Origin of the sequence: Halorubrum sp. FL23 (assembly GCF_052439115.2) — an archaeon.
Taxonomy (GTDB): Archaea; Halobacteriota; Halobacteria; order Halobacteriales; family Haloferacaceae; genus Halorubrum; species Halorubrum persicum.
The window spans coordinates 157955-180845 of sequence record NZ_JBQVRO020000005.1; the positions used below are offsets into that span (position 1 = coordinate 157955).

The 22891-nt window shown below is 70.2% G+C and carries 26 protein-coding genes and 1 tRNA gene; 12 read left to right on the top strand and 15 right to left on the bottom strand.

Annotated elements, in window-relative coordinates:
* Window positions 1–23 precede the first annotated feature (23 nt).
* The 4 genes from ACT4MF_RS08145 to ACT4MF_RS08160 all read right to left on the bottom strand — a co-directional run bounded on the left by ACT4MF_RS08145 (window position 24) and on the right by ACT4MF_RS08160 (window position 7075).
* A complete protein-coding gene (locus ACT4MF_RS08145; RefSeq protein ID WP_444682279.1) occupies window positions 24–3668 on the bottom strand; it encodes a UvrD-helicase domain-containing protein in 3645 nt (1214 codons plus the stop codon).
* A complete protein-coding gene (locus ACT4MF_RS08150; RefSeq protein ID WP_444682278.1) occupies window positions 3631–4938 on the bottom strand; it encodes a PD-(D/E)XK nuclease family protein in 1308 nt (435 codons plus the stop codon). The genes ACT4MF_RS08145 and ACT4MF_RS08150 overlap by 38 nt, the downstream gene beginning before the upstream one ends.
* Window positions 4935–5753: a hypothetical protein gene (locus tag ACT4MF_RS08155; RefSeq protein WP_444682277.1), complete on the bottom strand. Its 819-nt coding sequence runs from the start codon at window positions 5751–5753 to the stop codon at window positions 4935–4937. Before ACT4MF_RS08155 ends, ACT4MF_RS08150 begins: the two co-directional genes overlap by 4 nt.
* 218 nt (window positions 5754–5971) lie before the next feature.
* Window positions 5972–7075 carry a sensor histidine kinase gene (locus ACT4MF_RS08160; protein WP_444682276.1) on the bottom strand — a complete coding sequence of 368 codons (1104 nt, stop codon included), beginning with the start codon at window positions 7073–7075 and terminating at the stop codon, window positions 5972–5974.
* 104 nt (window positions 7076–7179) lie between these two features.
* Here ACT4MF_RS08160 and phoU point away from each other — a divergent pair, with 104 nt between their 5' ends.
* From phoU to ACT4MF_RS08190, 6 genes are all read left to right on the top strand, one after another.
* On the top strand, window positions 7180–7854 hold the full coding sequence (gene phoU / locus ACT4MF_RS08165) for a phosphate signaling complex protein PhoU (RefSeq protein WP_099256470.1): 675 nt from the start codon (window positions 7180–7182) through the stop codon (window positions 7852–7854).
* Between the two features lie 5 nt (window positions 7855–7859).
* The gene (locus tag ACT4MF_RS08170; RefSeq protein WP_444682275.1) at window positions 7860–8258 is read left to right on the top strand and encodes an acyl-CoA thioesterase; all 399 of its coding nucleotides are present in this window, start codon (window positions 7860–7862) and stop codon (window positions 8256–8258) included.
* A 125-nt stretch (window positions 8259–8383) separates the two neighbouring features.
* Window positions 8384–8623, top strand: a complete 240-nt coding sequence (locus ACT4MF_RS08175) for a glutaredoxin family protein (RefSeq protein ID WP_099256472.1) — start codon at window positions 8384–8386, stop codon at window positions 8621–8623.
* Window positions 8620–9153 (top strand): cob(I)yrinic acid a,c-diamide adenosyltransferase, encoded by a 534-nt coding sequence (locus ACT4MF_RS08180; protein ID WP_099256473.1) that lies wholly within the window; start codon window positions 8620–8622, stop codon window positions 9151–9153. Before ACT4MF_RS08175 ends, ACT4MF_RS08180 begins: the two co-directional genes overlap by 4 nt.
* A gap of 136 nt (window positions 9154–9289) precedes the next feature.
* Entirely contained in the window at window positions 9290–9571 is a 282-nt protein-coding gene (locus ACT4MF_RS08185) for a DUF7553 family protein (RefSeq protein WP_099256474.1), read from the top strand.
* A gap of 170 nt (window positions 9572–9741) precedes the next feature.
* A tRNA-Val gene (locus tag ACT4MF_RS08190) sits at window positions 9742–9816 on the top strand.
* Window positions 9817–10102: 286 nt separating this feature from the next.
* Here ACT4MF_RS08190 and ACT4MF_RS08195 read toward each other — a convergent pair.
* The 4 genes from ACT4MF_RS08195 to ACT4MF_RS08210 form a co-directional block, all read right to left on the bottom strand.
* A complete protein-coding gene (locus ACT4MF_RS08195) occupies window positions 10103–10954 on the bottom strand; it encodes an SDR family oxidoreductase (RefSeq protein ID WP_444682274.1) in 852 nt (283 codons plus the stop codon).
* A 213-nt stretch (window positions 10955–11167) separates the two neighbouring features.
* On the bottom strand, window positions 11168–11446 hold the full coding sequence (locus tag ACT4MF_RS08200) for a DUF7123 family protein (RefSeq protein WP_444682273.1): 279 nt from the start codon (window positions 11444–11446) through the stop codon (window positions 11168–11170).
* Window positions 11443–11721 (bottom strand): DUF8028 family protein, encoded by a 279-nt coding sequence (locus ACT4MF_RS08205; RefSeq protein WP_099256538.1) that lies wholly within the window; start codon window positions 11719–11721, stop codon window positions 11443–11445. Before ACT4MF_RS08205 ends, ACT4MF_RS08200 begins: the two co-directional genes overlap by 4 nt.
* A 377-nt stretch (window positions 11722–12098) precedes the next feature.
* Entirely contained in the window at window positions 12099–12776 is a 678-nt protein-coding gene (locus tag ACT4MF_RS08210; RefSeq protein ID WP_444682272.1) for a hypothetical protein, read from the bottom strand.
* A 206-nt stretch (window positions 12777–12982) separates the two neighbouring features.
* Here ACT4MF_RS08210 and ACT4MF_RS08215 point away from each other — a divergent pair, with 206 nt between their 5' ends.
* From ACT4MF_RS08215 to ACT4MF_RS08225, 3 genes are all read left to right on the top strand, one after another.
* Entirely contained in the window at window positions 12983–14110 is a 1128-nt protein-coding gene (locus ACT4MF_RS08215) for a tRNA (guanine(26)-N(2))-dimethyltransferase (RefSeq protein ID WP_444682271.1), read from the top strand.
* A gap of 80 nt (window positions 14111–14190) precedes the next feature.
* Entirely contained in the window at window positions 14191–15474 is a 1284-nt protein-coding gene (locus ACT4MF_RS08220; RefSeq protein WP_444682270.1) for a YihY/virulence factor BrkB family protein, read from the top strand.
* Window positions 15475–15490: 16 nt separating this feature from the next.
* Complete coding sequence (locus ACT4MF_RS08225; RefSeq protein WP_444682269.1) at window positions 15491–16471, top strand: phosphatase PAP2 family protein; 981 nt, start codon at window positions 15491–15493, stop codon at window positions 16469–16471.
* 124 nt (window positions 16472–16595) lie between these two features.
* Here the strand turns inward: ACT4MF_RS08225 and ACT4MF_RS08230 are convergent, their stop codons facing one another.
* The 4 genes from ACT4MF_RS08230 to ACT4MF_RS08245 form a co-directional block, all read right to left on the bottom strand.
* Entirely contained in the window at window positions 16596–17048 is a 453-nt protein-coding gene (locus ACT4MF_RS08230) for a hypothetical protein (protein ID WP_099256495.1), read from the bottom strand.
* 129 nt (window positions 17049–17177) lie between these two features.
* Window positions 17178–17333 carry a hypothetical protein gene (locus ACT4MF_RS08235; protein WP_444682268.1) on the bottom strand — a complete coding sequence of 52 codons (156 nt, stop codon included), beginning with the start codon at window positions 17331–17333 and terminating at the stop codon, window positions 17178–17180.
* Between the two features lie 93 nt (window positions 17334–17426).
* Window positions 17427–18401, bottom strand: a complete 975-nt coding sequence (locus ACT4MF_RS08240; RefSeq protein WP_099256496.1) for an aldo/keto reductase — start codon at window positions 18399–18401, stop codon at window positions 17427–17429.
* 65 nt (window positions 18402–18466) lie between these two features.
* Complete coding sequence (locus ACT4MF_RS08245) at window positions 18467–18664, bottom strand: hypothetical protein (RefSeq protein ID WP_099256497.1); 198 nt, start codon at window positions 18662–18664, stop codon at window positions 18467–18469.
* Window positions 18665–18859: 195 nt separating this feature from the next.
* On the opposite strand from ACT4MF_RS08245, the gene ACT4MF_RS08250 reads away from it, so the two are divergent.
* A complete protein-coding gene (locus tag ACT4MF_RS08250; protein WP_444682267.1) occupies window positions 18860–20548 on the top strand; it encodes a cryptochrome/photolyase family protein in 1689 nt (562 codons plus the stop codon).
* A gap of 30 nt (window positions 20549–20578) precedes the next feature.
* Here ACT4MF_RS08250 and ACT4MF_RS08255 read toward each other — a convergent pair whose 3' ends face one another.
* Both ACT4MF_RS08255 and ACT4MF_RS08260 read right to left on the bottom strand, forming a co-directional pair.
* On the bottom strand, window positions 20579–20824 hold the full coding sequence (locus tag ACT4MF_RS08255; RefSeq protein ID WP_099256499.1) for a DUF8151 family protein: 246 nt from the start codon (window positions 20822–20824) through the stop codon (window positions 20579–20581).
* A 90-nt stretch (window positions 20825–20914) separates the two neighbouring features.
* Window positions 20915–21094 (bottom strand): DUF7470 family protein, encoded by a 180-nt coding sequence (locus ACT4MF_RS08260; protein WP_099256500.1) that lies wholly within the window; start codon window positions 21092–21094, stop codon window positions 20915–20917.
* 91 nt (window positions 21095–21185) lie between these two features.
* Here ACT4MF_RS08260 and eif1A point away from each other — a divergent pair, with 91 nt between their 5' ends.
* Together eif1A and ACT4MF_RS08270 are read left to right on the top strand one after the other, a co-directional pair.
* The gene (gene eif1A, locus ACT4MF_RS08265) at window positions 21186–21476 is read left to right on the top strand and encodes a translation initiation factor eIF-1A (protein WP_008847545.1); all 291 of its coding nucleotides are present in this window, start codon (window positions 21186–21188) and stop codon (window positions 21474–21476) included.
* Between the two features lie 56 nt (window positions 21477–21532).
* A complete protein-coding gene (locus ACT4MF_RS08270) occupies window positions 21533–22435 on the top strand; it encodes an ATP-grasp domain-containing protein (RefSeq protein WP_099256501.1) in 903 nt (300 codons plus the stop codon).
* Between the two features lie 54 nt (window positions 22436–22489).
* On the opposite strand, the gene ACT4MF_RS08275 is transcribed toward ACT4MF_RS08270, so the two are convergent.
* Window positions 22490–22867 (bottom strand): Hsp20/alpha crystallin family protein, encoded by a 378-nt coding sequence (locus ACT4MF_RS08275; RefSeq protein ID WP_099256502.1) that lies wholly within the window; start codon window positions 22865–22867, stop codon window positions 22490–22492.
* Between the last annotated feature and the right edge of the window lie 24 nt (window positions 22868–22891).

Genomic DNA, 22891 nt, shown 5'->3' on the forward strand with positions numbered 1-22891 from the left:
TCAGCGCCGTGACCGAGCCTGACTCACCGATCGAGAAGCCGCCGCAGTCGACGGTGGACGACGTCGACCGGCCACGAGGCGGTCGTCGTCTCGGTCGCGACGCCGAACGTCTCGACGGTCCGGTGAACGGGCGCGTCGGACGCGCCGTGCTGGGCCGCGAGGAACGCGTACGCCGCGATCTGGATCTCGTAGCGTCGCCGGGTTTCGGCGGTCGGCTCGGCTAAGGCGATCTTCACGTCGGTCACGAACCGCTCTCCGGTGGGGTGTTCGACGACGAAATCCGCCCGCCCGTGGATCTCGAACTCCAGACCGCCGACTTCGGCCAGTCCGTCCAGGGGGCGTTCGACCCCGACCTCGGTCGCCGGGTCCGCGATCCGGCCCCACAGGTCGGAGCCGACGAAGTCGTCGAGGACGGTCTCGAAGAAGGCGAACATCCCCTCACGCTCGGGCTCGCCGACCGGTGTGCGAATCCCGTCCACGGCCTCGTCGAAGGCGGCGCGCACCGCCGGTCCCCCGTCCCGGATGGCCCGTTCGTCCACACCGCGGGCGACCAGTTCCGTGAGCGCGTCGTGGAGACACGTGCCGACCGCTTCGGGACCGAGCCGGTCGAACCGGAGGGGTAGATCGTCGGCGACCGCGTTCGTCGTCGTGTGCAGCGGCTCGCCCAACAGGTGAGCGAGCGCGTACCGGTCCGCGTCCTCCGTCAGCGGGTACATCGTGCTCGGGCTCAGGAACCGCGGGACCCACGGGGCGAGCCGATCGCGGCGCGGCGGGGACCGGGCGACGAGGTCACATCCGGTTCGGGACGGGGCGTCGCGTCCGGCGAACAGGTCGACGTCGTTGACGCCGACGTCGATCGCGTTCCGGTTCGGGTCCGCGTCGAGCCGAAACTCGTAGGAGTCGGTCCCGCCGCGCGGGAACGCCAGCCCATCGCGGATCGCGTCGAGCCACCGGTCCCGGCTCCGGTCCGCTCCCCCGTCCGAGCGGGGAAGGGGAACGACGAGGTGATCCCGGGCGCGCGTCACCGCCACGTACAGCAGCCGCCACGCCTCGGCGCGTTCGTTTGCCGCGACGCGACGGAGCCTGTCGGGGCCGACGAGCGCGTCGCGGTCCGCGAGGCCGGAGTCGGACTCAGATCCGGAGCCGGACGCGGATTCGGGGCCGGACGCGGCGTCGCGCCAGCGGGCCGTCGCCCACCGAAGCCCGGCGTCGCGGCCCCACCCGTCCCCGGCGCCGTACAACCCTCCCTCGAACGGCGGGACCGCGATGTCCTCTGGCACGTCCGTGTTCGTCGGCGGGGCGAGCCCCGCGATCGGCCCCTGAGCGACGAACCGCCGGGTGTGAGGACCGCGCGCCCACACGTCGAACCCGGGATCGGCGACGACGACCACGTCGTCTTGGTCGCCCTTGGCCCGGTGGACCGTACGGAACTCGACGTCGTACGCGGCGCCGGCCGCGCTCGGCTGCGCCGGGCCGACGCCGGGATCCTCGCGGAACGGCTCCGCGAGGTCGATCAGCTCCGAGGGCGCGTAGCGGCCGTCCCCTTCCCACTCGGCGATCGTCTCGACGAGCGCGTCCAAGTTCGCGACTCGCTGGGCCGGATCGGTCTCCGCGGTGTACCCGCTCGGGTCGGCCCGCAGGGCGAGCGCCTCGATCGCGTCCTCGACGTACGCGCTCGCCGGGAGCCGGCCGAAGGCGTCGCTCCGGTCGCGAAGCCGGACGAGCCCCTCGAGGGCCCGTCGCTCTGACGCTCCGACGGCGGGCGGGTCGTCGGCGAGCACCCGGTCGAGGTCCCACGACCGGGCCTCGAAGGGAGGCGCGTCGAACGCGGCGTTCAGGGGAGATTCGGTGAGGAGTTCGGCGGTGCGCTCCGGGGAGCCGGGAGCGATCAGCCACTCGCAGACGGCGAGCACCGTCTCGACGGCGGGGCAGTCGAACAGCGCGTCGGTCGCGGTGCGGACGCGGAGCCCCTCCGCGGCGAAGGCGGCCTCGTACTCGGCCATCCGCGTCCCGCGGCGGAACAGCACCGTGACGCCGAGCGGATCGCCGTCGGCGTCGCAGAACGTCCCGTCGGCGAGCCCCCGCGAGACGTGTCTCGCGAGCACGTCCGCCTCGCCGACATCCCCGTCCGGGTTCGCCCACGTCGCGGAGCCGGGGTGACCGACGCCGGCGAACGAGGAGACGTGGACCGCCGCCCCGTCGCCGCCGTCCCGAGCCGCGTCCAACCAGGGGTACGAGACGCCGAGGTCGCCGAGGCCCCCCCGAGCCGGGTCGGTGAACACCGGCTCGGCGATCGCGTTGATCCCGGCGGCGACGGCCGGCACGCACCGGTAGGTGGTGGTCGCCGTCCGGTTCTCGTGAGTGTCCCAGTCCACGCCGAGGTACCTCCCCTCGGTGGTCGCGGCGGCGAACCACTGCGGGTCGGCGTGGCGCCACAGGTAGATCCCCTGACGGACGTCGCCGCAGGCGAACACGCGCGATTCGCTCGTCACGACGTGCGAGAGCGCGGCGTGTTGGACGGCCGAGACGTCCTGCGCCTCGTCGATGATCAGGCTCCGGATCCGCGACCGATACGTCCGCCGGAGCCGAGCGCGGCGCGAGTCGGCGACCGACTGGAGCTGCTCCGGCAGGTCCGGTCGTCCGTCGGGCCCGTCGAAGTACGCGTCCACGAGGTACGCGACATCGGTGTGCGAGACGGCGCCGCGCTCCCGAACCGCGGTCCGGTATCGTGCGCGGTACGCCGAGAGGACGGCGCAGAAGTCGTCGATGCGCGCGTCCCACGCGTCGTACAGCTCGCGGTCGGCGTCGAGCAGGCGCGCTCGGTCCGCGCCGGTCACCGTCTCGCGGACGCGGTCGCCGGTTCGCTCGGTGGCGCCCCCGCTGTCGTCGACTCCGCCGCCGGCGACGAAGCGCTCGACAGATCGGACGATGTCGTCGAAGGAGTCGGGCCTCCCGTCGGGATACGTCGACTCGCGCGTCCGCACCAGCGCCGACCGAAACGCCCCGACGGAGAGGCGGCGATCGCGGCAGTACGTCAGCGCCTCGGCCAGCATCTCGTCGACGCCGGCGTCGTACTCGCCGTCGGGGTACGCGGCTTCGAGGTCGCGGAGCCGGCCGGCGTGTGCCGAGTCGTCGCGGAGCGACTCGTAGCAGTCGCGGTGGACCCGCTTCAGGAGCGCCTCGTTCCCGACCGACGGCACCTCGTCGAAGCCGATCTCGCCGGCAAACTCGCGGAAGATGCCGCGCAGGAAGCCGTCGATGGTGCCCGCGTAGGGGGCCTGCCGCGTGCGCTGCTGGAGGTATCGCAGTTCCGCCGCGGAGACGTCGGCCGCGGCGGGGACGAGGTCGTGCTCGACGAGCGCCCGCAACCGGTCGCAGATCGCCGGGACGATCGCGGCCGCCTCGTCGCGGTTGAACGAGACGACCGCGACGTGCTGCTCGGGCGTCGGATCCCCGGCCGCGTATCGCCGGAGGATGTCCTCGGCGGCGATGTGATGGGCGACGACCGATTTGCCGGCGCCGGGGACGCAGTCGAGGGTGAACAGCCCGGCGTCGGACGCGACGTACGCGTCCCGTATCTCCCGCTGTGCCCCCCGCAGTCTGAGCGGGCCGGCGGCGCCGTCGTCGCCGTCACTCACGGTCTCCCTCCGCGGCGCCGCCGTCGGCATCGGTCCGTCCGTCGACGACCGCCCGCAGCGCCGGCGGGAGCGCGCTCTCTGCCCCGACCAGTCGCCGCCGGTCCGCCTCGGAGACCCGCCGCGTCTCGACGTGATCGAGCAGCGGGGACCGGGCCACGTCGTCGCCGCCCGGAGTCCGGGTGTGGCGGGTGAAGACGACGCAGCGCCCCGCCGCCCGGAGCGTGTCGACGAACTGGTCCCGGTCGCGTCCGCCGACCCACGCCGGCTGCGGCGCCAGCGTCCCGGACGCCCCATCGCCACGGAGAACCGCCTCCTGGAACTCCGGCGGAAGCACGGACTGCGACGGCTGCGGCCACGCCTCGGCGGTCATCCCGACCGCGATCACGTACGGGACATCGAGCGCCCAGAGGTCGTTCGCCTCGAAGACGTCGAGCGCGCGGGCGTTCGAGTGCTCCCGGCGACCGGGGCGCTGCGTGGCGATCACGCCGGCGAGGTCGGCCACGTCGCCCCACGAGCGCTCCAGCGTCCCGTCCTCCAGGCGGTCGGCGAACTTGTGTCGCAGCTGGCGAACGAGGGTGCGAACCCGCACCACCGCCCGCGCGTCGGTCTCGGTGTCGAGCAGCGCCGGTTCGTCCGCGGCCTTCGTCTCCGGGAGGCCGCAGTCGGCGTACGCCTCGATCACCTCGTCGAGAAGCGAGGCGACCGACGCCGGATCCGGTGTCGGGGCTCCGTCGATCCACTCGGCGAACCGCCGGAACCGGTCGTCGACGCCGTCCGTCGCGTCGACCCGCTCGATCCACTCCGCGATCGGTCGCGAGCCGTCCGGGAGGGCCTCCCGAGCCCGGTGTACCGCCTCGGGTTCGATCGGCCATGCCGGGTCCGGGGACGGCGAGCGGTCCGATGCCGCGGCGGGCGGGTCGCCCCCGCCCGCCCCCGCCGGCGACCATCGGAACTCGAGCGGACGCAGGAACGTCTCACGGTCCACGGCGTCTCCGGCCAGCGCCTCGCACACCGACTCGACGAGGGCGTACGGGCGGGTTCGCGTCACGCGAAGCTGCGTCCAGAACACGGGGGCGATCCCGGACTGGAGCGCCGCCCGGAACAGGGGCTCCTCGTACGGGTCGAGGTCGCGGACCGCGACGGCGACGTCTCGGATCGGGACGCCCCGGTCCCGGAGTGCGGCCGCCACCGCCATCGCGCTGCGCGCCTCGTCTCGACGCGTCGGGGACGCGAGTTCGACCGCCGGAACGTCGGGCGCGCGGATCGGCGCCGAGAGCGCGAGCCGGTCGGCGCCCGTCATTCGAGCGCCTCCGTTCCGGGGTCGGCGACGGCGAGGAGGTCGGGGGCCCGACGCCGGAGGTACTCCCCGGTCCCCTCGCGAAAGTGGATGTCGACCTCGACGGACGTGGCGGCCAGCAGCCCGTGGACGAGGTCCGTGTGAGGCGCCGACAGGCTGCTGAGCCCGAGGAGCGTGAGCCGGTCGACGTTCGGAAACGCCTCCGCCCACGCCGACCCGTTCGTCGCCGTGATCGTCCGCGTCGCGCGGCGCAGGAGCGCCGTCTCCGAGACCGCCTTCGCGGTCAGCTCTCGGAGCTCGCGTTCGATGCCGACCCCGGCGTCGAGGAGCGCCGTCGACTCGTCGCCGATCGGCCCGGCGAGTTCGCCGGCCGTCTCCGTCCACGCCGCGATCCGCTCCGGGTGAAAGTTAGTGGTCGCTTCGACCGCGGTGCGGATCTGCTCGAGGCGTCGCGGGTCGTGGGACTGCACGCCCGTCGGCAGCGAGCGGTCGGTCGAGCCGTCACCCGCCGGGGGGTCGTTGATCGACCGGATCAGCGAGAGGCGGTCCACGCGGTCGACGGCGGCGGTCGGCCGCTCCGCCCTCTCCAACACGCGGAGACAGATCCCGACCGGATCCTCGAAGCGAAACGCGTCCTTGGGCAGCCGCGCCTCGCGAAGCCGACGCTGGACGTTCCGCTGGTGGAGTTCGACCGGGGAGACGACGAGTTCGGTCGGTCTCGGGCGAGCGCGGGCGCGCTCGAGCAGCTTCCCTTCGTCGCCGACGTGAAGCGTCAGCCGGTCCGGGATCCCGTCGTCGCGTGTGCGCGTTCCTTCCATTGATCGGGGGCGACAGTTGGTTGGTCCGGGCTACAGCGTCCACCCCCGAACCGTTGTCGATCGCGGACGCTGTCGGTGGGTACGCCGTCGGGCGGGGACCGCTCAGATCGATATCGAACCGGGGCGTCGCGAAACGCTAGCGCTCGCCGACGACCACTGCGACCACATCCGCGGGAGCATCGTCGACCCCGAGCGGGTGGGGCAGCCCAGCACCGGCATCATCCGCGCCGGGAGCGCGACCGCGACGACGACGCCGAGTCCGACTCAGATCGTGCCGGCAGGACGATCCGCACGACCGTCCCCTCCGGATCGTTCTCGTCGAACTCGATCGTTCCGTCGGACCCCCTGATAGTCCAGTAGAGAATCCACAGTCCGAGACCCCGCGTGTGTGCGAGAGCCGTCTCCTCGGGGAGCGCGATGGCCTCTCGGTCCGGCGCGGGTATCCCCGTCCCCGTGTCGCTGATTTCCAGTTCCACCGTCTCATCGGGGAGCGCCTCGACCGTGATGTCGACCGACACGTCGGCGGGGTTGTGCTCGACGGCGTTCACCAGCGCCTCCTGAATCGCGAGCGGGAGCGCGGTGTGCGCGATTACCCGGCACTCCTCCGGGAGCGTCGAACTGAACGTCGCGCTCGGGTACTCCTGACGCAGCCGGCGGAGCTGGTCGTCGACGATCGACGCCAGATCGTGTTCGGTCTCGTCGCTGGTGTCCCATATCGACACGATCTTTCTGGTTCGGTCCGTGGTGTCGAGGAGCGCCTCCAAGTGGTCGCGAATCACCCTGAGATCGTCGTCGACGGTTTCCCCGTCGACCGTGCGCTCGACGTTTTCGAGGTGTCCGAGCGCGATCGAGAGCTCGTTTCGGAGGTTGTGCCGCAGGACGCGCTGGTTGATCTTGAGGAGCTTGGTAAGTTCTTGCGTCTCGGTGAGTCGCTCGTTGGATTCCACCGCGTAGAGGCTTCCCCGGGCCCCGACCGCTGCCCCGAGCGAGGCGGCGAAGGCGAGGAGAAAAGATAACTCCCGGTTCACCCCGTCGATCGACCACGTCAACCAGACCAGAAACGCGAGCGCCGCGAACGCGACCGACAGGAGGATCGTCAACAGGAGCGCTCTCCACCGCCCCTCGATGGAGACCGGCCGTTCCGGGAGCTCGTTCCCCGTGTACAAGACGACGGTTGCCAGCCCCACGATCATGAGAACCTCGAGGGCGGTTTCCAACCCCCCCGCTTCCAGTCGAGAGTGGGCGATTCCGATCCCGAAACAGATCCAGCCGAGCACGTAGAAGCCGTGTCGCGGCCGGAGCGTTTCGGTGGAGAACGACATCGATATGCGTACGATCCCACGGGTACCCCCTTTGTTGTTGGGCCCGTAATCGGTCGACTGGCGACGTGTTTTTATACGTCCGGTGAGGGTGATACGGCAACACGATGCCACGCGAACAGTACCAAACGAAACTGGAGGGGCTCCGCGACGACGTGCTCTACATGAGCGAACTCGTCGCCGAGCGGCTCCGGATGGGTCTCGACGCCCTGGAGCGGCAGGACGCCGAACTGGGCGAGAAAGTCATCACCGGCGACGCGGAGATCAACGACCACTACCTCGAACTGGAAGGGAAGTGTACGGACCTCATCGCGCTCCAGCAGCCGGTGGCGGGCGATCTGCGTTTCATCGCCGCCTCGTTCAAGATCATCACCGACCTCGAACGGATCGCCGACCTCGCGACGAACCTCGGGGAGTACGCCAAAGAGGCCGACCGGGAGGTGTTCCCCGACGTCGACGTGCAGCGTATCGGCGACGACACGCTGGCGATGCTCGACGACGCGATGGCCGCCTACGCCGACTCGGACCCCGAGCGGTGCTTCGCGGTCGCCGAGGCCGACAACGAGGTCGACGCCGCCTGCGAGGCCGCGAGCGAACTCGTCGTGCGCGACCTGATCGAGCGCGACGAGCTCCGCGACGAGGAAGACGTGGAGGGGACGATGCAGAACGTCTCGCGGCTCCTCCTCACGATCCGCGACCTCGAACGCGTCGGCGATCACGCGGTCAACATCGCGGCGCGCTCGCTGTACATGATCGAGAACGACGACGAACTGCTGTACTGACCGGCGTGACCACCTACACCACGGAGATCGACGTTCGCTTCCGCGACATCGACGCGATGGGCCACGTCAACAACGCCGTGTACGCGACGTACCTTGAGCAGGCGCGGACCACCTACTTCCGCGACGTGCTCGACGCCGACCTTTCGTCGATTGCGACGGTGTTGGCGTCGCTGTCGATCGACTTCCGGCGCCCGGTCGAACTGACCGACGGGACCGTCGCCGTCGAGATCGCGATCGACGAGCTCGGCACCTCCAGCGTAACGATGGCCCACGACATCCGTACCGGCGGCGAAGTCGTCGCCGAGGCGGAGGCGACGCTCGTGAGCCTCGATCCGGACTCCGGGAAGCCCGCGCCGATTCCCAACGAGCACCGGTCGGCGATCGAGTCGTACCACGGGGTCTGACGGGCGGACCGCTGTCTGCGCGTCCGGCGTCCTCCCGCCCGGCGTCGTTCCCCCGCGCCCCCTCGCTCGGCGGACGCACACCGGAGCCACCTACCTTCTTGCCGTCGCGCGCCGATCGATCGGGTATGTCCGTTCGACTGTACGCTCTCGACGGGTGTCCGTGGTGTGAGAAGGCCGCCGAGGCGTTAGACGACGCCGGCGTCGCGTACGAGACCGAGTGGGTCGACGCGCTCCACTCCGACCGCAACGGGGTGAAGCGAGTCAGCGGTCAGCGCGGCGTTCCCGTCCTCGTCGACGAGGAACGCGGGGTGACGATGGCGGAGAGCGCGAACATCGTGGAGTACGTCGAGAAGAGCCTCGCATGACCATCTACACCGGACGCGGCGACGAAGGCGATACCGACCTCCGGGACATGAGCCGGGTGTCGAAGGCCAGCCCCCGGATCGAGGCGTACGGAACGGTCGACGAGGCGAACGCGCTGATCGGGACCGTCCGTCCGACCGGCCACGACGACCTCGACGACCTCCTCGAAACCGTCCAGAACCACCTCCACGTCGTGCAGGCGGATCTGGCGAACCCGGATCCGGACCCCGACGACCCCGCGGTCGAACCGGGACACGTCGAGACGCTGGAAGAACACATCGACGCGCTCGACGAGGAGTTGGAGCCGCTGCGCTCGTTCATCCTCCCCGGCGGCGGCGAGGCGGGTGCCCGGCTGCACCACGTCCGGACGGTGACCCGGCGGGCGGAGCGACGGGTCGTCGAACTGGCGCGGTCGGAGCCGATCAACGAGGCGGTCGTCACCTACCTCAACCGGCTCTCGGACCTGCTGTTCACGCTCGGCCGCGTCGCGAACGCGCGGGACGGAGAGCCCGAAGAGGCACCCTCGTACTGACGCTCCTTACCGGTTTTCGTCGCTGTTGCCGTGCGGAGCCGATGGCTTCGACCCGACAGCGGCGGCGAGATTACCCCCAATCTGTCCCCGGCAGATAGCCACAAAGAATATATCCGTCGCATACCAAAGGACAGATATGAGCAAACACTTCGAAGACGCACGGTACTACCTCGGTCGAGCGGCTGAGCACGCGAAAGCGGGCGTGAAAGAGGAGTTAGAGCCGGTCGAGGAACGAGTGAAGAGTCTCGTTGGCATCGAAGCGGAGGAGGAGGCGCCGGAGCCCTCGCGGCTCGACCGGCTGCAGGCCGACCTGAAGCAGCTGGAGGAGCGCGCGGAGGGCGAGGCCCGCGAGGCGGTGGCGTCGGCGCGCGAACGCGTCGCCGAGTACCGGGGCCACGACGCCGCGAAGACGGAGTAGGCGTCGACCACGGTCAGCCGTCGATCCCGCGGGAGTACCGGAGCGGACGACGGGTCCACGAAGCCCCCGGTGTGCGTACGCGTCGATCGTCGCGGGGTTGGGCCGCCCGGCGAAGCGCCTTCGCCGTAAGGTAACTCTTAAGTCCGGAGGTCGGATACGTCAAATCGCGCGGGTTGGTGGTCTAGCCAGGTTATGACGGCTCCTTCACACGGAGCAGGTCGGCGGTTCGAATCCGCCCCAACCCACTCAGTTCCTTACTGCTCCTGACAGCCGTCCGCTGTCTCAAGACTCGATCTGGTAACCGCCGTGGTGGGTCGGCTCGACGTTTAACGAACCGACGTTTCCGCTCCCGCGGGCCGGTGGCGGCATCAAGTGACCGACGGGGTCCGTCTCGCCGTTTTCTCCGTGGCATCCACCTCCCAAACGTTGGGGAATGAGGGCTCGCGGTCGGCCTGCGCTCTCGTGTTCCCCTCCCAGACCGCTGAGTAGGTGGTAGACGGTGGGGCTGCAACCGCGACGTGCCCGGACCGATCACGCGTCGCGTTCGAACTCGGGATCGAACAGCCGCGCCGACATCGGCGCCGGGTCGCCCTCGGTGAGGTTGTACGCCGAGAAGTCGGTGACGCCCGCCTCGCGGAGGAGGTCCTCGTCGTAGAAGCTGTTGCCCGTACACGCCGCCGGATCGCGCGCCAGGATCTCGAGCACCGCGTCGGAGACGACCTCCGGGGTGCGCCAGTCGTCTTCGGTCCCGAGCCCGAAGTAGCGGGTCGCGCGGGTGTCGATCGTCGTCACCGGCCAGAACGTGTTACAGCCGACGCCGTCGCCGGCCAGCTCCTCGGCGAGCGAGAGGGTGATGAACGACATGCCGAGCTTCGACCACGCGTACGGCGCCTTCCCCGGCGAGCGGTCGGTCACGACCGGCGGCGAGTTCGACAGCAGCCACGCCTCGTCGAGCCCCGCGAGATGCTCGGCGAACGCGTGCGCGACGAGATGGGTCCCGCGGACGTTCACCTCGGTCAGGAGGTCGAACCGATCGGCCGGCAGATCGGCGACGTTCGCGAGCTGGATGGCGCTCGCGTTGTTGATGACGATGTCGACCGCGCCGAACCGATCGATCGCCCCCTCGACGGCCGCCTCGACGCGGTCCTCGTCGCGGAGGTCGAGCTCGAGCGCGAGCGCCTCGACCCCGCGGTCGCGCACCTCTCGAGCCGTCTGCTCGATCGAGCCGGCGAGCTCGGCGTCGTCGTCGTCGGTCGTCTTCCCGGTGGAAACGATGTTACAGCCGCGGTCGGCGAGCGCGAGCGCGAGCTGTTTGCCGATGCCGCGGGTCGTTCCGGTGATGAACGCTGTCGACCCCGTGAGGTCGGGATCCGCGAGTGTCATACCCCTCGTTCGGCCGACCGCGGCATAACTCTCGGTGTCTGGCGCGCGGGTCGGCGGCGTCGAGGTCGTCAGCAACTACCACAGGCGCCCCGTGTCGTGGCGGTCGATCGGACCGTGTTTGCGCCGCGTCGAAACCCGGAGAAACAGCCCGCCCGCGGGCGCGACCCATGTCGGTGCGCTCCTCGGATCGCTGTCGGATGACGTGGGCGAGCGCTACGCCGTCGAGACACGCCACGTCGTCGCGCCGGTGTACGACCACTTCTCGATCTCGAGGTCCTGCACCGAGTCCTGCAGCTGGACGATCAGCGCGCCGATCTCCTTGGGGGAGAGCCCGACATCGTCGCTGATGAACTTCGCCTTGAAGTACGTCTCGCCGTCGGCCGCCTCCTCCCGTAGGAAGGACGCGAGGCGGTCGGCCTTCGAGGCGGTCGATTCGGCGGCTCGATCGGCGGACTGCTCGGTCGTCTGCGCGGAAGATTGAGTAGTGCTCATGGGTGGGTGGAGGAAGCGTCGTCGGAGGGGGTGTTGTGCTCGTGGCCGACCACGACGCAGGCCATGTGGACGGCGATGAGTGCGAGCGCGCTCCACGCGCCCTCGAAGCCCATCACGCCGTACGCCGCGGGGACGTACGCGAGGGGGAGGATGATCGCCGCCCAGAACGCCGCGGCGCGAACGCCCGCGATCGCTTTGGTCCGGCAGGCGGTCGACAGGCTGGACCCGATCCGAATCGGCGCCCGAATCGATGAGGGGGACGTTTGGCTTGACATGGGGAACACCGTCTTCGCTCGACGCATGGAGCGCCGGGGGGATATAAGCGCCAGAGCGTTGTCGCGTCTTCAGCCGGATTAAGGATCGCTGCGGTGATTTTCGGACCGTTCATCGGTTTCGCTGACTGTTTAAAAACAGTTCAAAGAGCGTTAGAATATTTATAACCGTTTTTGAGACCGTTTCCCAGATCAGAGCGGAAATCGCCGCCTGCCGAGAGATGGGCTGTCACTAGCGGCTTTTGGAGGCTCGTTCGTCGCGGTACGGACCTCGGTCGCCGCGGGCGTCACGGCGCGCGCTCGGATCAGGTGCCCGTCTGTCGGGCGGGATCGGTCGGACGCCTCGATCGTCTCGAAGGCGGGTCGGACGCGCTGCTCGACTACGAGTCGTCCGAGGTCTTCTCTTCGACCTTCTCGTCCACCGTCTCTTCGACCTTCTTGTCGACGGTCTCCTCGACCTTCTCGCCAACCGTCTCCTCGACGGTCTTCTCCACTGTCTCCTCGACCGTCTCCTCGACCTTCTCGCCCACCGTCTCCTCGACGGTCTTCTCCACTGTCTCCTCGACCGTCTCCTCGACCTTCTCGCCCACCGTCTCCTCGACTTTGCCGGTTACTTCCTCGCTGACGGTGTCGGTGACCTCGTCGGCGACTTGGCTGACCTCCTTGTTGACGGTCTCGCCGACCGTCTTCTCCACCTCTTTGCTGACGGTCTCGCCCACGCTCTTCTCGACCTCCTTGCTGACCGTGTCGCCGACCGTCTTCTCCACCTCTTTGTTGACGGTCTCGCCCACGCTCTTCTCCACTTCCTTGTTGACCGTTTCGCCCACGCTCTTCTCGACCTCTTTGCCCACCTGATCGGCGACCTCGCGGGTCATCCAGTCGGGGTCGAACCGGGCCATCTTCCAGACGACGTGGACGACGTAGGAGGCGAACACACCGATCCCGAACGCCACCCCGATGTCGTTCACGTTGAGCGTCGCGATGAGGACGATCGCCAACGCGATCAGCGCGCCGTAGGCGATGTCGGTGATCGCGTCGACGCGGGCGGGGCTCACCATCGCCGATCCGCCTCCGGGACCGCGACGCGTCCGCGAGTCGCTCCGCCACCGATGTCCGCTCGTCGGCTCCACGTAGGAATCATTCGTACCTCCTCTATCCTCGCTGGCGGGCTAAAACTCCCGCTTCTCGACGGCGGTAGGCGCGTGAGCGGGTCGCGCTGCGCGCGGAGCGGGCCCCTTTTGTGGCGGATGGCCGAACGGCGGGTATGGACATCGAGGAGGGCGGTCTCACCGTCTCCGTTCCCGAGGCCCGCGACGGGGCCAGCGAGGGCACCGGCGGCGGGGTCTTCTTCAACCCCACGCAGGAGCTGAACCGCGACATCACCGTCGCGGTGTTGCGCGCGTATCGCGATCGAGAGCCGCGCGCGGCGTCGTACCTCGACGCGATGGCGGCCTCCGGGGTTCGAGGCGTCCGCGCCGCCGCCGAGGGGTACGAGGTCACCTGCGCCGACGTCGACCCGGACGCGGTCGAGCTGGCGGGCGACAACCTCGCCGCGAACGGTCTGGACGGGGAGACCGTTCACCGCGACGTCAACGCCCTCCTGTACGAGAACGTCTTCGACGTGGTGGATCTGGACCCCTACGGGACGCCGATCCCCTTCGCCGACGCCGCGCTGGCGAACGCGCGCAATCTCGTCTGCGTCACCGCGACCGACACGGCACCCCTCTGCGGCGCTCACCTCAACAGCGGGATCCGGAAGTACGGCGCGGTCCCGCGGAACACCGACTACCACCCCGAGATGGGGCTCCGAACGCTGATCTCCGCGCTGGTCCGGACCGCCGCGCGATACGACAAGGCGGCCCGTCCGATCGTTTCACACGTCTCGCGCCACTACGCGCGGACCTACCTCGAACTCGAGTCGGGCGCGCAGGCGGCCGACGCCTGCATCGACGAACTCGGGTTCGTTGACCACTGCGAGGACTGTCTCTGGCGCGAGCCGACCCGCGGGCTGATCGCGGACCCCGTCGACGCCTGCCCCGTCTGCGGGAGCGACCGCGTGCTCACCGCCGGACCGCTCTGGCTCGGGCCCGTCGCGGACGCCGACTTCGCCCGCGCGGTGCGCGAGCGCGTCACCGACGACATGGGCGAGGCGAAGCGCGCCCGGAAGCTGCTCGGGACCGTCGCGCGCGAGATCGACACGCCCACGCACTACGACCAGCACCGCCTGTACAAGGAGTGGGGCGAGGCCGCCATCGGGATGGACGAGTTCGTCGAGCGCCTGCGCGGGGCCGGCCACGAGGCGAGCCGCGCGCACTACCGCGGCACGGCGGTCAAGAGCACGGCCTCGATCCCCGAGATGCGGGAGGCGGTCCTCGGCGACGACGGGGCCTGACACCCCGGCTTCGGCCACTCGCTGAACCGGATCCGCTCGTATCCGCCCCGCTTTTGTCGCCGTCGACCGAATCCGAGAGCGTGTCCCGTCACTCGACCACCGCGCTCGGAACTGCCCGCAGCGTCGTCGACACCGCGCTCGACCGCCAGGTAACGTTCCTCGCCGCCGCCATCGCCTACTACGCGTTCGTCTCGCTGATCCCCGCGCTGCTCCTGCTCGTCGTCGTCGCCAGCGCGGTGTTCGGGGAGGCGATCGCCGCCGAGCTCGTCGCCGTAACCGGCGAGTTCCTCACGCCGGCCGGCGAGGAGGCGGTCGGCACCGCTGTCTCCTCCGCCGGGGGCCGGACGGGCGCGAGCGTTCTCGGGGTGGCGGTGTTGCTCTGGTCGACGCTGAAGGTGTTCCGCGGGCTCGACACGGCCTTCGTGACGCTGTACGGCGTCGAGGGCTCTCCGGACTTCCTCAAGCAGGTCACCGACGCCGCCTCCGTCGTCTTCGGCGTCGGCGTCGGGATCGCCGTGATGGTCGCCGTCGGCGCGTTCGTCGCGGCCGCCGACACGGTCCCGATCGTCGAGACCGCGAGCGTCCTCGCGCTGCCCGCCTTCCTCGCCGTCGTCTTCCTCCCGATGTACTACCTCCTCCCCCAACCCGCCATCGGGATCCGAGAGGCGCTCCCGGGAGCCGTCTTCGCCGCCGTCGGCTGGACGCTGCTGCAGGCCGGCTTTCAGGTGTACGCCGCGAGCGCCGGGCAGTACCAGGTGTACGGCGTGATCGGCGGGATCCTGCTTTTGGTCACGTGGCTGTACCTCGCCGCCGTCGTCGTCGTGATCGGCGGCGTCGTCAATGTCGTCCTCGCGGGGCGGGGCGACAGGATCGCCGCGCGCGACGACGGCGCGGACCGGCAGTTACAACACGACCGCGACCGACCCACGGGTATGAACGGTGAGTCGGACGGCGCGGGCGACGCCGGCGACGAGGAACGCCCGGCGGGGGCGCCAGACGTGGCGGCGCTACAGGAGGAGGTGAGCCGACTGCGGGCGGAGTTCGACGCGTTCGAGGACGACGTCGAGCGACGCACCGTCGACAAGCCGGCCGTCGAGTCGGAGCTGAAGCGGTACGTCCGCTCGCGGATGCGCCGCGGCCACGCCCGCGGCTGGGGGCCGTACCTCGTGCTGTTGTACGGTACGGTGCTGATACTCGGCGCGTTCTCGTTCCTCGACGGGGCGTACGCCATCGCCGCGATGCTCATTCTCGGGCTGTCGACGCTCGGGCTGTACACCCTCTTCATCATCGTGGGGATCGGCCTCAACCTGCTCGAAACGCCGGGGAAAGCGCTCGATTACGCCCGCGATCGGGGCGGCGACTAATTCGGGTGGTCGGCGCATGACCGGACTCGTCAGCGCGGAGCGCGGCATCGGCGAAATCGTCCTCGTCGACGCGCTCCCGGAGTTCGTCGTCGTCGTCTTCGCGGCCGTCACCCACCTCGCAGACCCGTGGTTCCTCTTCGGACTGTTGGCGGTCGGCTACTGGTTCGCGAGCGACCGGTTCGCGGCCGCACCGCGCCGCGCCGGCGCGACCGCGATCGCGGCCGTCACCTGCGCGTACGCCGCCACGGCGCTCGGCAAGGCGTGGTTCGCGGTCGCCCGTCCGCCCGGCGCCGTCGGCCCCGCGGACGTGCCGGCGTGGCTCCCGGGGCTGCTGTCGGCGTGGTACGAGGCGCAGGTGCTCTCCGACGGCTTCGGCTTCCCGAGCGGACACGCCACCGGCGGCGCGGCGGCGTACCTCGCGCTGGCGCTCGCGTACGACCGGGCGTGGACCGCGCGGAAGCGCCTCTTCGCGGCCGCCGCCGTCGCCGTCGCCGTCGCGGCCTCGCGGGTCGTCCTCGAGGTGCACTACCTCGTCGACGTGCTCGCGGGGTTGGCCGTCGGCGTGGGCGTCGTGCTCGCCGCGTTGTGGCTCGCGGGCGACTCGCGAGTGCGACGGGACGATGCCGCCGGCCGCGGCGCCAGTCCCGCGCTCGATCCCACGGTGCCGTTCCTGCTGGCGGCGGTCGTCTCCCTGGGCGCACTGACCGTCGCCGTCGCTGACGGGCACAGCGGCGAGGTGGTCGAGGCGGGGATTGGGATCGCTACCGGCGTCGGCGGCGCGATCGGCTGGCGGTTCGTCGACGGCGACGAGCCCGCAGTCCCGGTCCGGATCGCGATCCCCGCGCTCGCCGTCACCGGCGGACTCTGGGTGGGCGCGTACGCGCTCGCCGGGACGCTCGGGGTCACGCTGGCCGCGACGACCGCCGCCGTCGTCGCCGTCGTCGCGCTCCCGGCGCTGCCGGAGCGGATCGATCGGCTGTCGGCGAGCCGAAGCTGACGGGGTCGCCCGGTGCGACCGGCTCCGCTCCGCCCATAGCCTCTTGTGAGCTCACCCGACGAGCGGGACGCTTCCGATCGACGGAGCACCGAGAAAAACCGCGGTCGCAGAGGGCCGCGCCGAGTCAGTCGTCTTCGATGGCCTGCGCGATGCGCTGGAGCTGGCGGGTGGCGTCGCGGACCTCGTCGCGGAGCTGGCGCACCTCGCGGACGAGCTCCTCGTTACCGGCCTGATCGCCGCGTTCCTCGCCGCGACCGCCGGCGCCGCCCGGACCGCCCGGACCGCCGCCCATCCCCGGCGGGCCGCCCGCGCCGCCCGGACCGCCGCCGCCCATCATGCCGGACATCATCTGTGCGAAGGGGTTGCCGCCGCCGCCACCGCCCATCCCCGGCGGGCCGCCGCCGCCCATCATCTCCTCGGGATCGGGGCGGTCGCCCTCCTCGCGCTCCTGCTCGCGTCGCTCGCGGATCTCCTCGACGCGCTCGCGGAAGGACTTCTCCTCGCCGTCCTCTCCCTCGGCGGCGCTGTCGGCCTGTTCCTCGCCGGTATCGGCGTCGGTGGCGTCGTCGTCTGCCATGGGCCCCGGTTCGGTATCCCCGCCGAAAAGGGTTGTCGTGCTGCCCGCGACGGTGCGTTTATATGCAGGTGACGAGGCGGGGAGCGTCGCCGCGTCCGGCGTCGCCGCGCGAGCGGCCCCGAACCGGCGTCACGCGCGAACCAGCCGGTGGCAGTTCGGACACTCCGCCGTCTTCCCGTCTCGCCCGGCCACCGGGACGCGGTCGCCGCAGTTGGGGCACCGCAGCCGAGTGCGCGCGTATTCGGTGCGCGATCGGACGGCGGATCGATCGGTGTCGTCGGACATACACTATTGGTAACTAATGGCACACAAATAGCTTCTCGACATATTCCTAAAACACGATTTAGGGGGTAGTAGGGTCGGATCGGGCTCCCGCGACTACTCGTGGCCGGAGACGCGGACCGGCTCGTACGGCGCTTCGAGCCAGTCGATGTCGGATTCGGAGAGGTCGATGTCGAGCGCTTCGACGGCGTCTTCGAGGTGTTCGACGCTGGAGGTGCCGACGATGGGCGTGTCGACCCACTCCTTGTGGAACAGCCACGCCAGCGCGATCTGGGCCATCTTCACGCCCTTCTCGTCGGCGAGTTCGGCGACGCGCTCGTTGACCGCCGGCCCGCCGCCCTCGCGGTACGGGTGTTCGTAGAGGTGCTCTTCGGTCTCGCCGCGGAGCGTTGCGTCCACGTCCTCGTCCGGGCGCGCGAGGTAGCCGCGCGCGAGGGGGCTCCACGGCATCACGCCGATCCCCTCCGTCTCGCAGAACGGGAGCATCTCGCGCTCCTCCTCGCGGTACGCGAGGTTGTAGTGGTTCTGCATGGTGGCGAACCGCTCGTACCCCTCGCGGTCGCTCGTGTGGAGCGCCTCGGCGAACTGGTGGGCCCACATCGACGAGGCGCCGATATGACGCACCTGGCCGCGCCGCACGGCGTCGTCGAGCGCGGCCAGCGTCTCCTCGATCGGCGTGTCGTAATCCCACCGGTGGATCTGATACAGGTCGATCGTCTCCATCCCGAGCCGGTCGAGGCTGTGCGACAGCTCCTGTTCGATCGCCTTCCGCGAGAGCCCGCCCGAGTTCGGGTTCGACTCGTCCATCTGGAAATACGCCTTCGTGGCGACGACGCTCTCCTCGCGGTGGCCCGCCAGCGCCTCGCCGAGGACGCGCTCCGACTCGCCGTTCGAGTACATGTTGGCGGTGTCGAAGAAGTTCACCCCGAGCTCGAGCGCGCGCTCGATGATCGCCTTCCCCTCCTCCTCGTCGAGGACCCACTCGCGCCAGTCCGGGTCGCCGAAGCTCATGCAGCCGAGACAGATCTTCGAGACCGTCGTCCCGGTGTTCCCGAGCGTCGTGTACTCCATACCGCGAGCAGACGGAGCGGAGGTAAAAAGCTACCCGCGCCGGGCGAGGTCGCCGCGAGACGCGCCTATCTGTCCCGGAACGACGCGGTGTACACGAAGAACGCCCCCGTCAGGAGCACGAACGCGAGGAACGTCACGAGCGCGAGCACGTTCGCGACCGGGGCGAGCGGTTCGAGGAACGACTGCCCGGTCGAGTCGAGCACGAGCACGGCGAGGAGGGCGGCGATCAGACCGAGGAGCCAGTTCGTGAGGATCTCGTCCATACCTCTCCCCTCACCGAGGCTGAGTAAAAAGGCGGGGGATGTCACGACCGAGAGGGAATCGCGGCCGCCGCCCGGCTCGTACACACGTCGCCAGCGACCGTCTACCCCGTCGCCAGCGCTCGTTCGTCTCCGTCACTAGCGCTCCTCCGTCCCTGCGCCCGTACACCTACGTTGTCAGCGCCCATACGGAGTCGCATGAGCGACGACGCCGTCCTCTGGCTGCTGGGCGATCAGCTCAACCCCGACCTCGACGCGCTCGCCGACGCCGACGAGGTGCTGCTGATCGAGGCGCACGGCTTCGCCGACCGGAAGCCGTACCACGCCCACAAGCTGACGCTCGTGTTCTCGGCCATGCGGCACTTCCGCGACGCGCTCCGCGACCGCGGTCACGACGTGAGCTACGTGAAAGCCGAGTCGTTCGGCGAGGGGGTAGACGGCTTCCTCGCCGACCGACCCGACGCTCACCTCCGGCTCATGCGCCCCGCGAGTCACGGCGCGGGCGACCGCCTGCGCGAGCTCGTCGCCGAGCGCGGCGGGTCGCTGGAGCTGGTGGACAACGAGCTGTTCTGGACGACGCCGGCCGACTGGCGCGAGTGGACCGGCGAGCCGGGCGAGGAGGCGACCCGACCGGTCGTCGGAGAGGACGGGAGCGCCGACAGCCGCTACCGACAGGAGGGGTGGTACCGCTACGTCCGCCGCGAGACGGGAGTGCTGATGGACGGCGACGAGCCGGTCGGCGGCGAGTGGAACTACGACGACCTGAATCAGGAGACGCCGCCGGACGACTGGGAGCCCCCCGAACGACCGCGGTTCGACCCCGACGAGCTCACCCGCGAGACCCACGAGTGGGTCCGCGAGCGGTTCGATACGTGGGGGGCGGAGTCGCTCGACGCGTTCGGGTGGCCGGTCACCCGCGAGGAGGCGCGGGAGGCGCTCGACGCGTTCGTCCGCGACCGGCTCCCGTCGTTCGGGCGGTACGAGGACGCGATGGTCGAGGGGGAGCCGTTCCTCTCGCACTCGCTGCTCTCGCCCGCGATCAACCTCGGGCTCCTGAACCCGCGAGAGCCCGTCCGGGCGGTCGAGGCCGCCTACGGGGAGCGCGGCGTCGAGCCGGGCGCGTACGACTCCGACGAGGGCTCCGCCGCCGGCGGGTCGGCGACGACGCTGGACGCGTTCGGCGAGGGAGAGCGAGAGGACGGGAACGCCGGCGCCGGAGACGCCGATCTCCCGCCGGTCCCCCTCAACGCGGCGGAGGGGTTCGTCAGACAGGTGATCGGGTGGCGGGAGTTCACCCGCCACGTCTACCGCGAGGCGATGCCGGAGCTGGCGACGGCCGACCGGCTGGGGCAGTCCCGAGGGCTCCCGCCCGCCTACTGGGACGGCGACACGGACATGCGGTGTCTCTCCGAGGCGGTCGGCCACGTCCGTGAGTACGGCTACGCCCACCACATCGAGCGCCTGATGGTGCTCTCGAACGTCGCGCTCCTCTACGGGACCGACCCGGCGGCGCTGAACGAGTGGTTCCATCTCGGCTTCGTCGACGCCTACCACTGGGTCACCACGCCGAACGTCGTCGCGATGGGGTCGTTCGGCACGGACGTGCTCTCCTCGAAGCCGTACGCCGCCTCCGGGAGCTACGTGAACCGCATGAGCGACTACTGCGCGTCCTGCCCGTACGCCGTCTCGCAGACCACGGGCGAGGGCGCGTGCCCGCTCAACGCGCTCTACTGGGACTTTCTGGCGGAAAACGAGGAGACGCTGCGGGGAACCGGTCGGATGGGACTCATGTACTCACATCTCGACGAGAAGGCGGGAGCCGAACTGGACGCGATCCGTGAGCGGGCGAGCGCGGTCAGAGAACTGGCGGCAGACGGGAAGCTGTGATCCCCTCCGCCTTCGGCGTCCGTGCCGAACTCAGGCGCCGGCGGCGAGCCGCCGCAGCCGGGGGATCGCCTGCTCGTAGCCGAGCGCGACGACGCCGACGTACAGCGCCAGCAGCCCCATCCCCACCGCCCACGCGCCGAGCGCGAGGTCGCCGGCGGTGACGGCGCTGAGCCCGAAGCGCTCCAACAGGACCCCGATCACCGAGGCGGCGCCGGCGCCGATGACGACGGCGAGGAGTTCGATCAGTTCGACGGCGAACGCGGGTACGTCGACCATACCGGTATGCGACGGTGACGAAATATCACTCTTTCGGGCGCGTGCCGCGCGTGAGTCCGCGAGAATCCGCCGCCGTGAGGCCACGAGCGGCTACTTGAGCCCGAAGGCCCGCATCGTCGAGTCGGCGATCCCCTTCGCGATCAGCGCGAGTCCGGCCAGCAGGATCGTGACGCCCGCCCCGACGACCGGATCGTGGACGGTCAAGACGCCGACCGCGACGAGGACGATCACGACGCCGGCGATGCCTTCGGATCCGAGTGTGTCGCGCATACGCTCCGGTCGCCGCGTCGAGAATTAAAAAGGGCGCTTCCGCGCGGAGAGCGGCCCTTTTATTTCCGGGAGCGCGTATCACCGCGTACGCATGAGCAACGGAGACGGCGGCGGTCGAAACGACCTCCGGATGCCCGACGACGACGAGGTGTTCGCGGAGGTCGTCGAGATGCTCGGCGCGAACCGGGTCAGGGTGCGCTGTGCGGACGGGAAAGAGCGGACCGCGCGGATTCCCGGTCGGATGCAAAAGCGCGTCTGGATCCGGGAGGACGACATCGTCCTCGTCGAGCCGTGGGACTGGCAAGACGAGAAGGGCGACATCTCGTGGCGCTACGAGAAGAGCGAGGCCGAACAGCTCCGCGAGGAAGGCCACCTGCAGTGAGCCGGGCGGGGTTCGCCCCGCGCGATTTTTAAGTCCGAACGGTCCCGAGCGAACGTATGCTCCGGCTCGCGATGACGACGGACGCCGAGACGTTCGAGCGCGTGCGCGGGCCGCTCGCCGACCGCGGCGTCGCGGTCGACCACGTGCAGGCCAAAGAGCGGTCGCTCCGCGTCTCCGCGGGAGCCGATCGCGAGGAGGCGGCGGGCGGCGACGGCGAGTTCGCCGACTTCGACGCCGGCTTCGTCTATCCCTCGCGGCTCATGGAGGGCGCCGTGGTCGACACGCGACTGTCGGTCCCGTGGGTGAACGGCCGCGAAGCGGTCCTCACCTCCCGGAACAAGGCGGGCGTGCTCGCCGCGCTCGACGACGCCGGGCTCCCGACCCCGCGAACGACGCTGGTGTCGAACCCCGTCGACGAGGCGGTCGTCACCGAGGCGGTCGAGCCGTTCTCCTACCCCGTCGTCGTCAAGCCGAACTCCGCGACCCGCGGGGTCGGCGTCGCGACCGCGAGCGACCTCGACTCGCTTCTGGGCGTCGTCGACTACCTGAACCTCGTCCACGACTACCGCGCGACCGGCGACAAGTCGTACCTGATCCAAGAGTTCCTCCCGGACGCGCGCGACTACCGAGCCATGGTCGTCGACGGCGCGTACGTCGGCGCGGTCGAGCGGCGACTCCCCGCCGACGCGGTCGAGGAGGGGCGGTGGAAACACAACGTCCACCGCGGCGCCGCGGCCACCGGCGTCGGGCTCTCCGACCGCGCACGCGATCTGGCCGAGCGGACGGCCGAGACGCTCGATATCGACTACCTCGGCGTCGACCTCTTGGAGACCGACGGGCGACTGGTCGTCAACGAGACGAACGCGCGGCCGACCGTCGACGCGGCCACGAAGTACGAGCCGGGGTTCTACGACCGGCTCGCGGGGTTGATCGAGCGGACCGCGGCGGCAGGAGAGTGAGAAAAGCCGGGCGTGAACCGGGGACCGAACGCGAAGTCGGAAGCCGACTGCCGGCTACTCTAGGTCGATCGAGGCGGAGTCGTCGTCGCGGTCGAACACGACCTCCAACACGCCGTTGTTGAACGTCGCGTCCGCCGAGTGCTCGTCGACCGGGGCGGGGAGGTCGACGGTCTCGTCGTACTCCCGCCGGTCGGACGCCGCGGAGATGGTGAGCGCCTCCCCGTCGCACTGCAGGGAGAGCTCCTCTTTCGAGACGGCCGGGAGGTCGGCGACGAGCCGCACGCCGTCCTCGGTCGTGTACGCGTCCACGTGCGTCGCCGAGCCGAAGCCGGCGTCCTCGTCTCCGGGGTTCCCGTTGGCCATCTCGTTCATCATCCGTTCGATCTCCTCGAAGAAGTCGCCGAACGGATCGTCACGGTCGTCTCTGTCCATGTCTCACGTGACGGCGGTGACCCC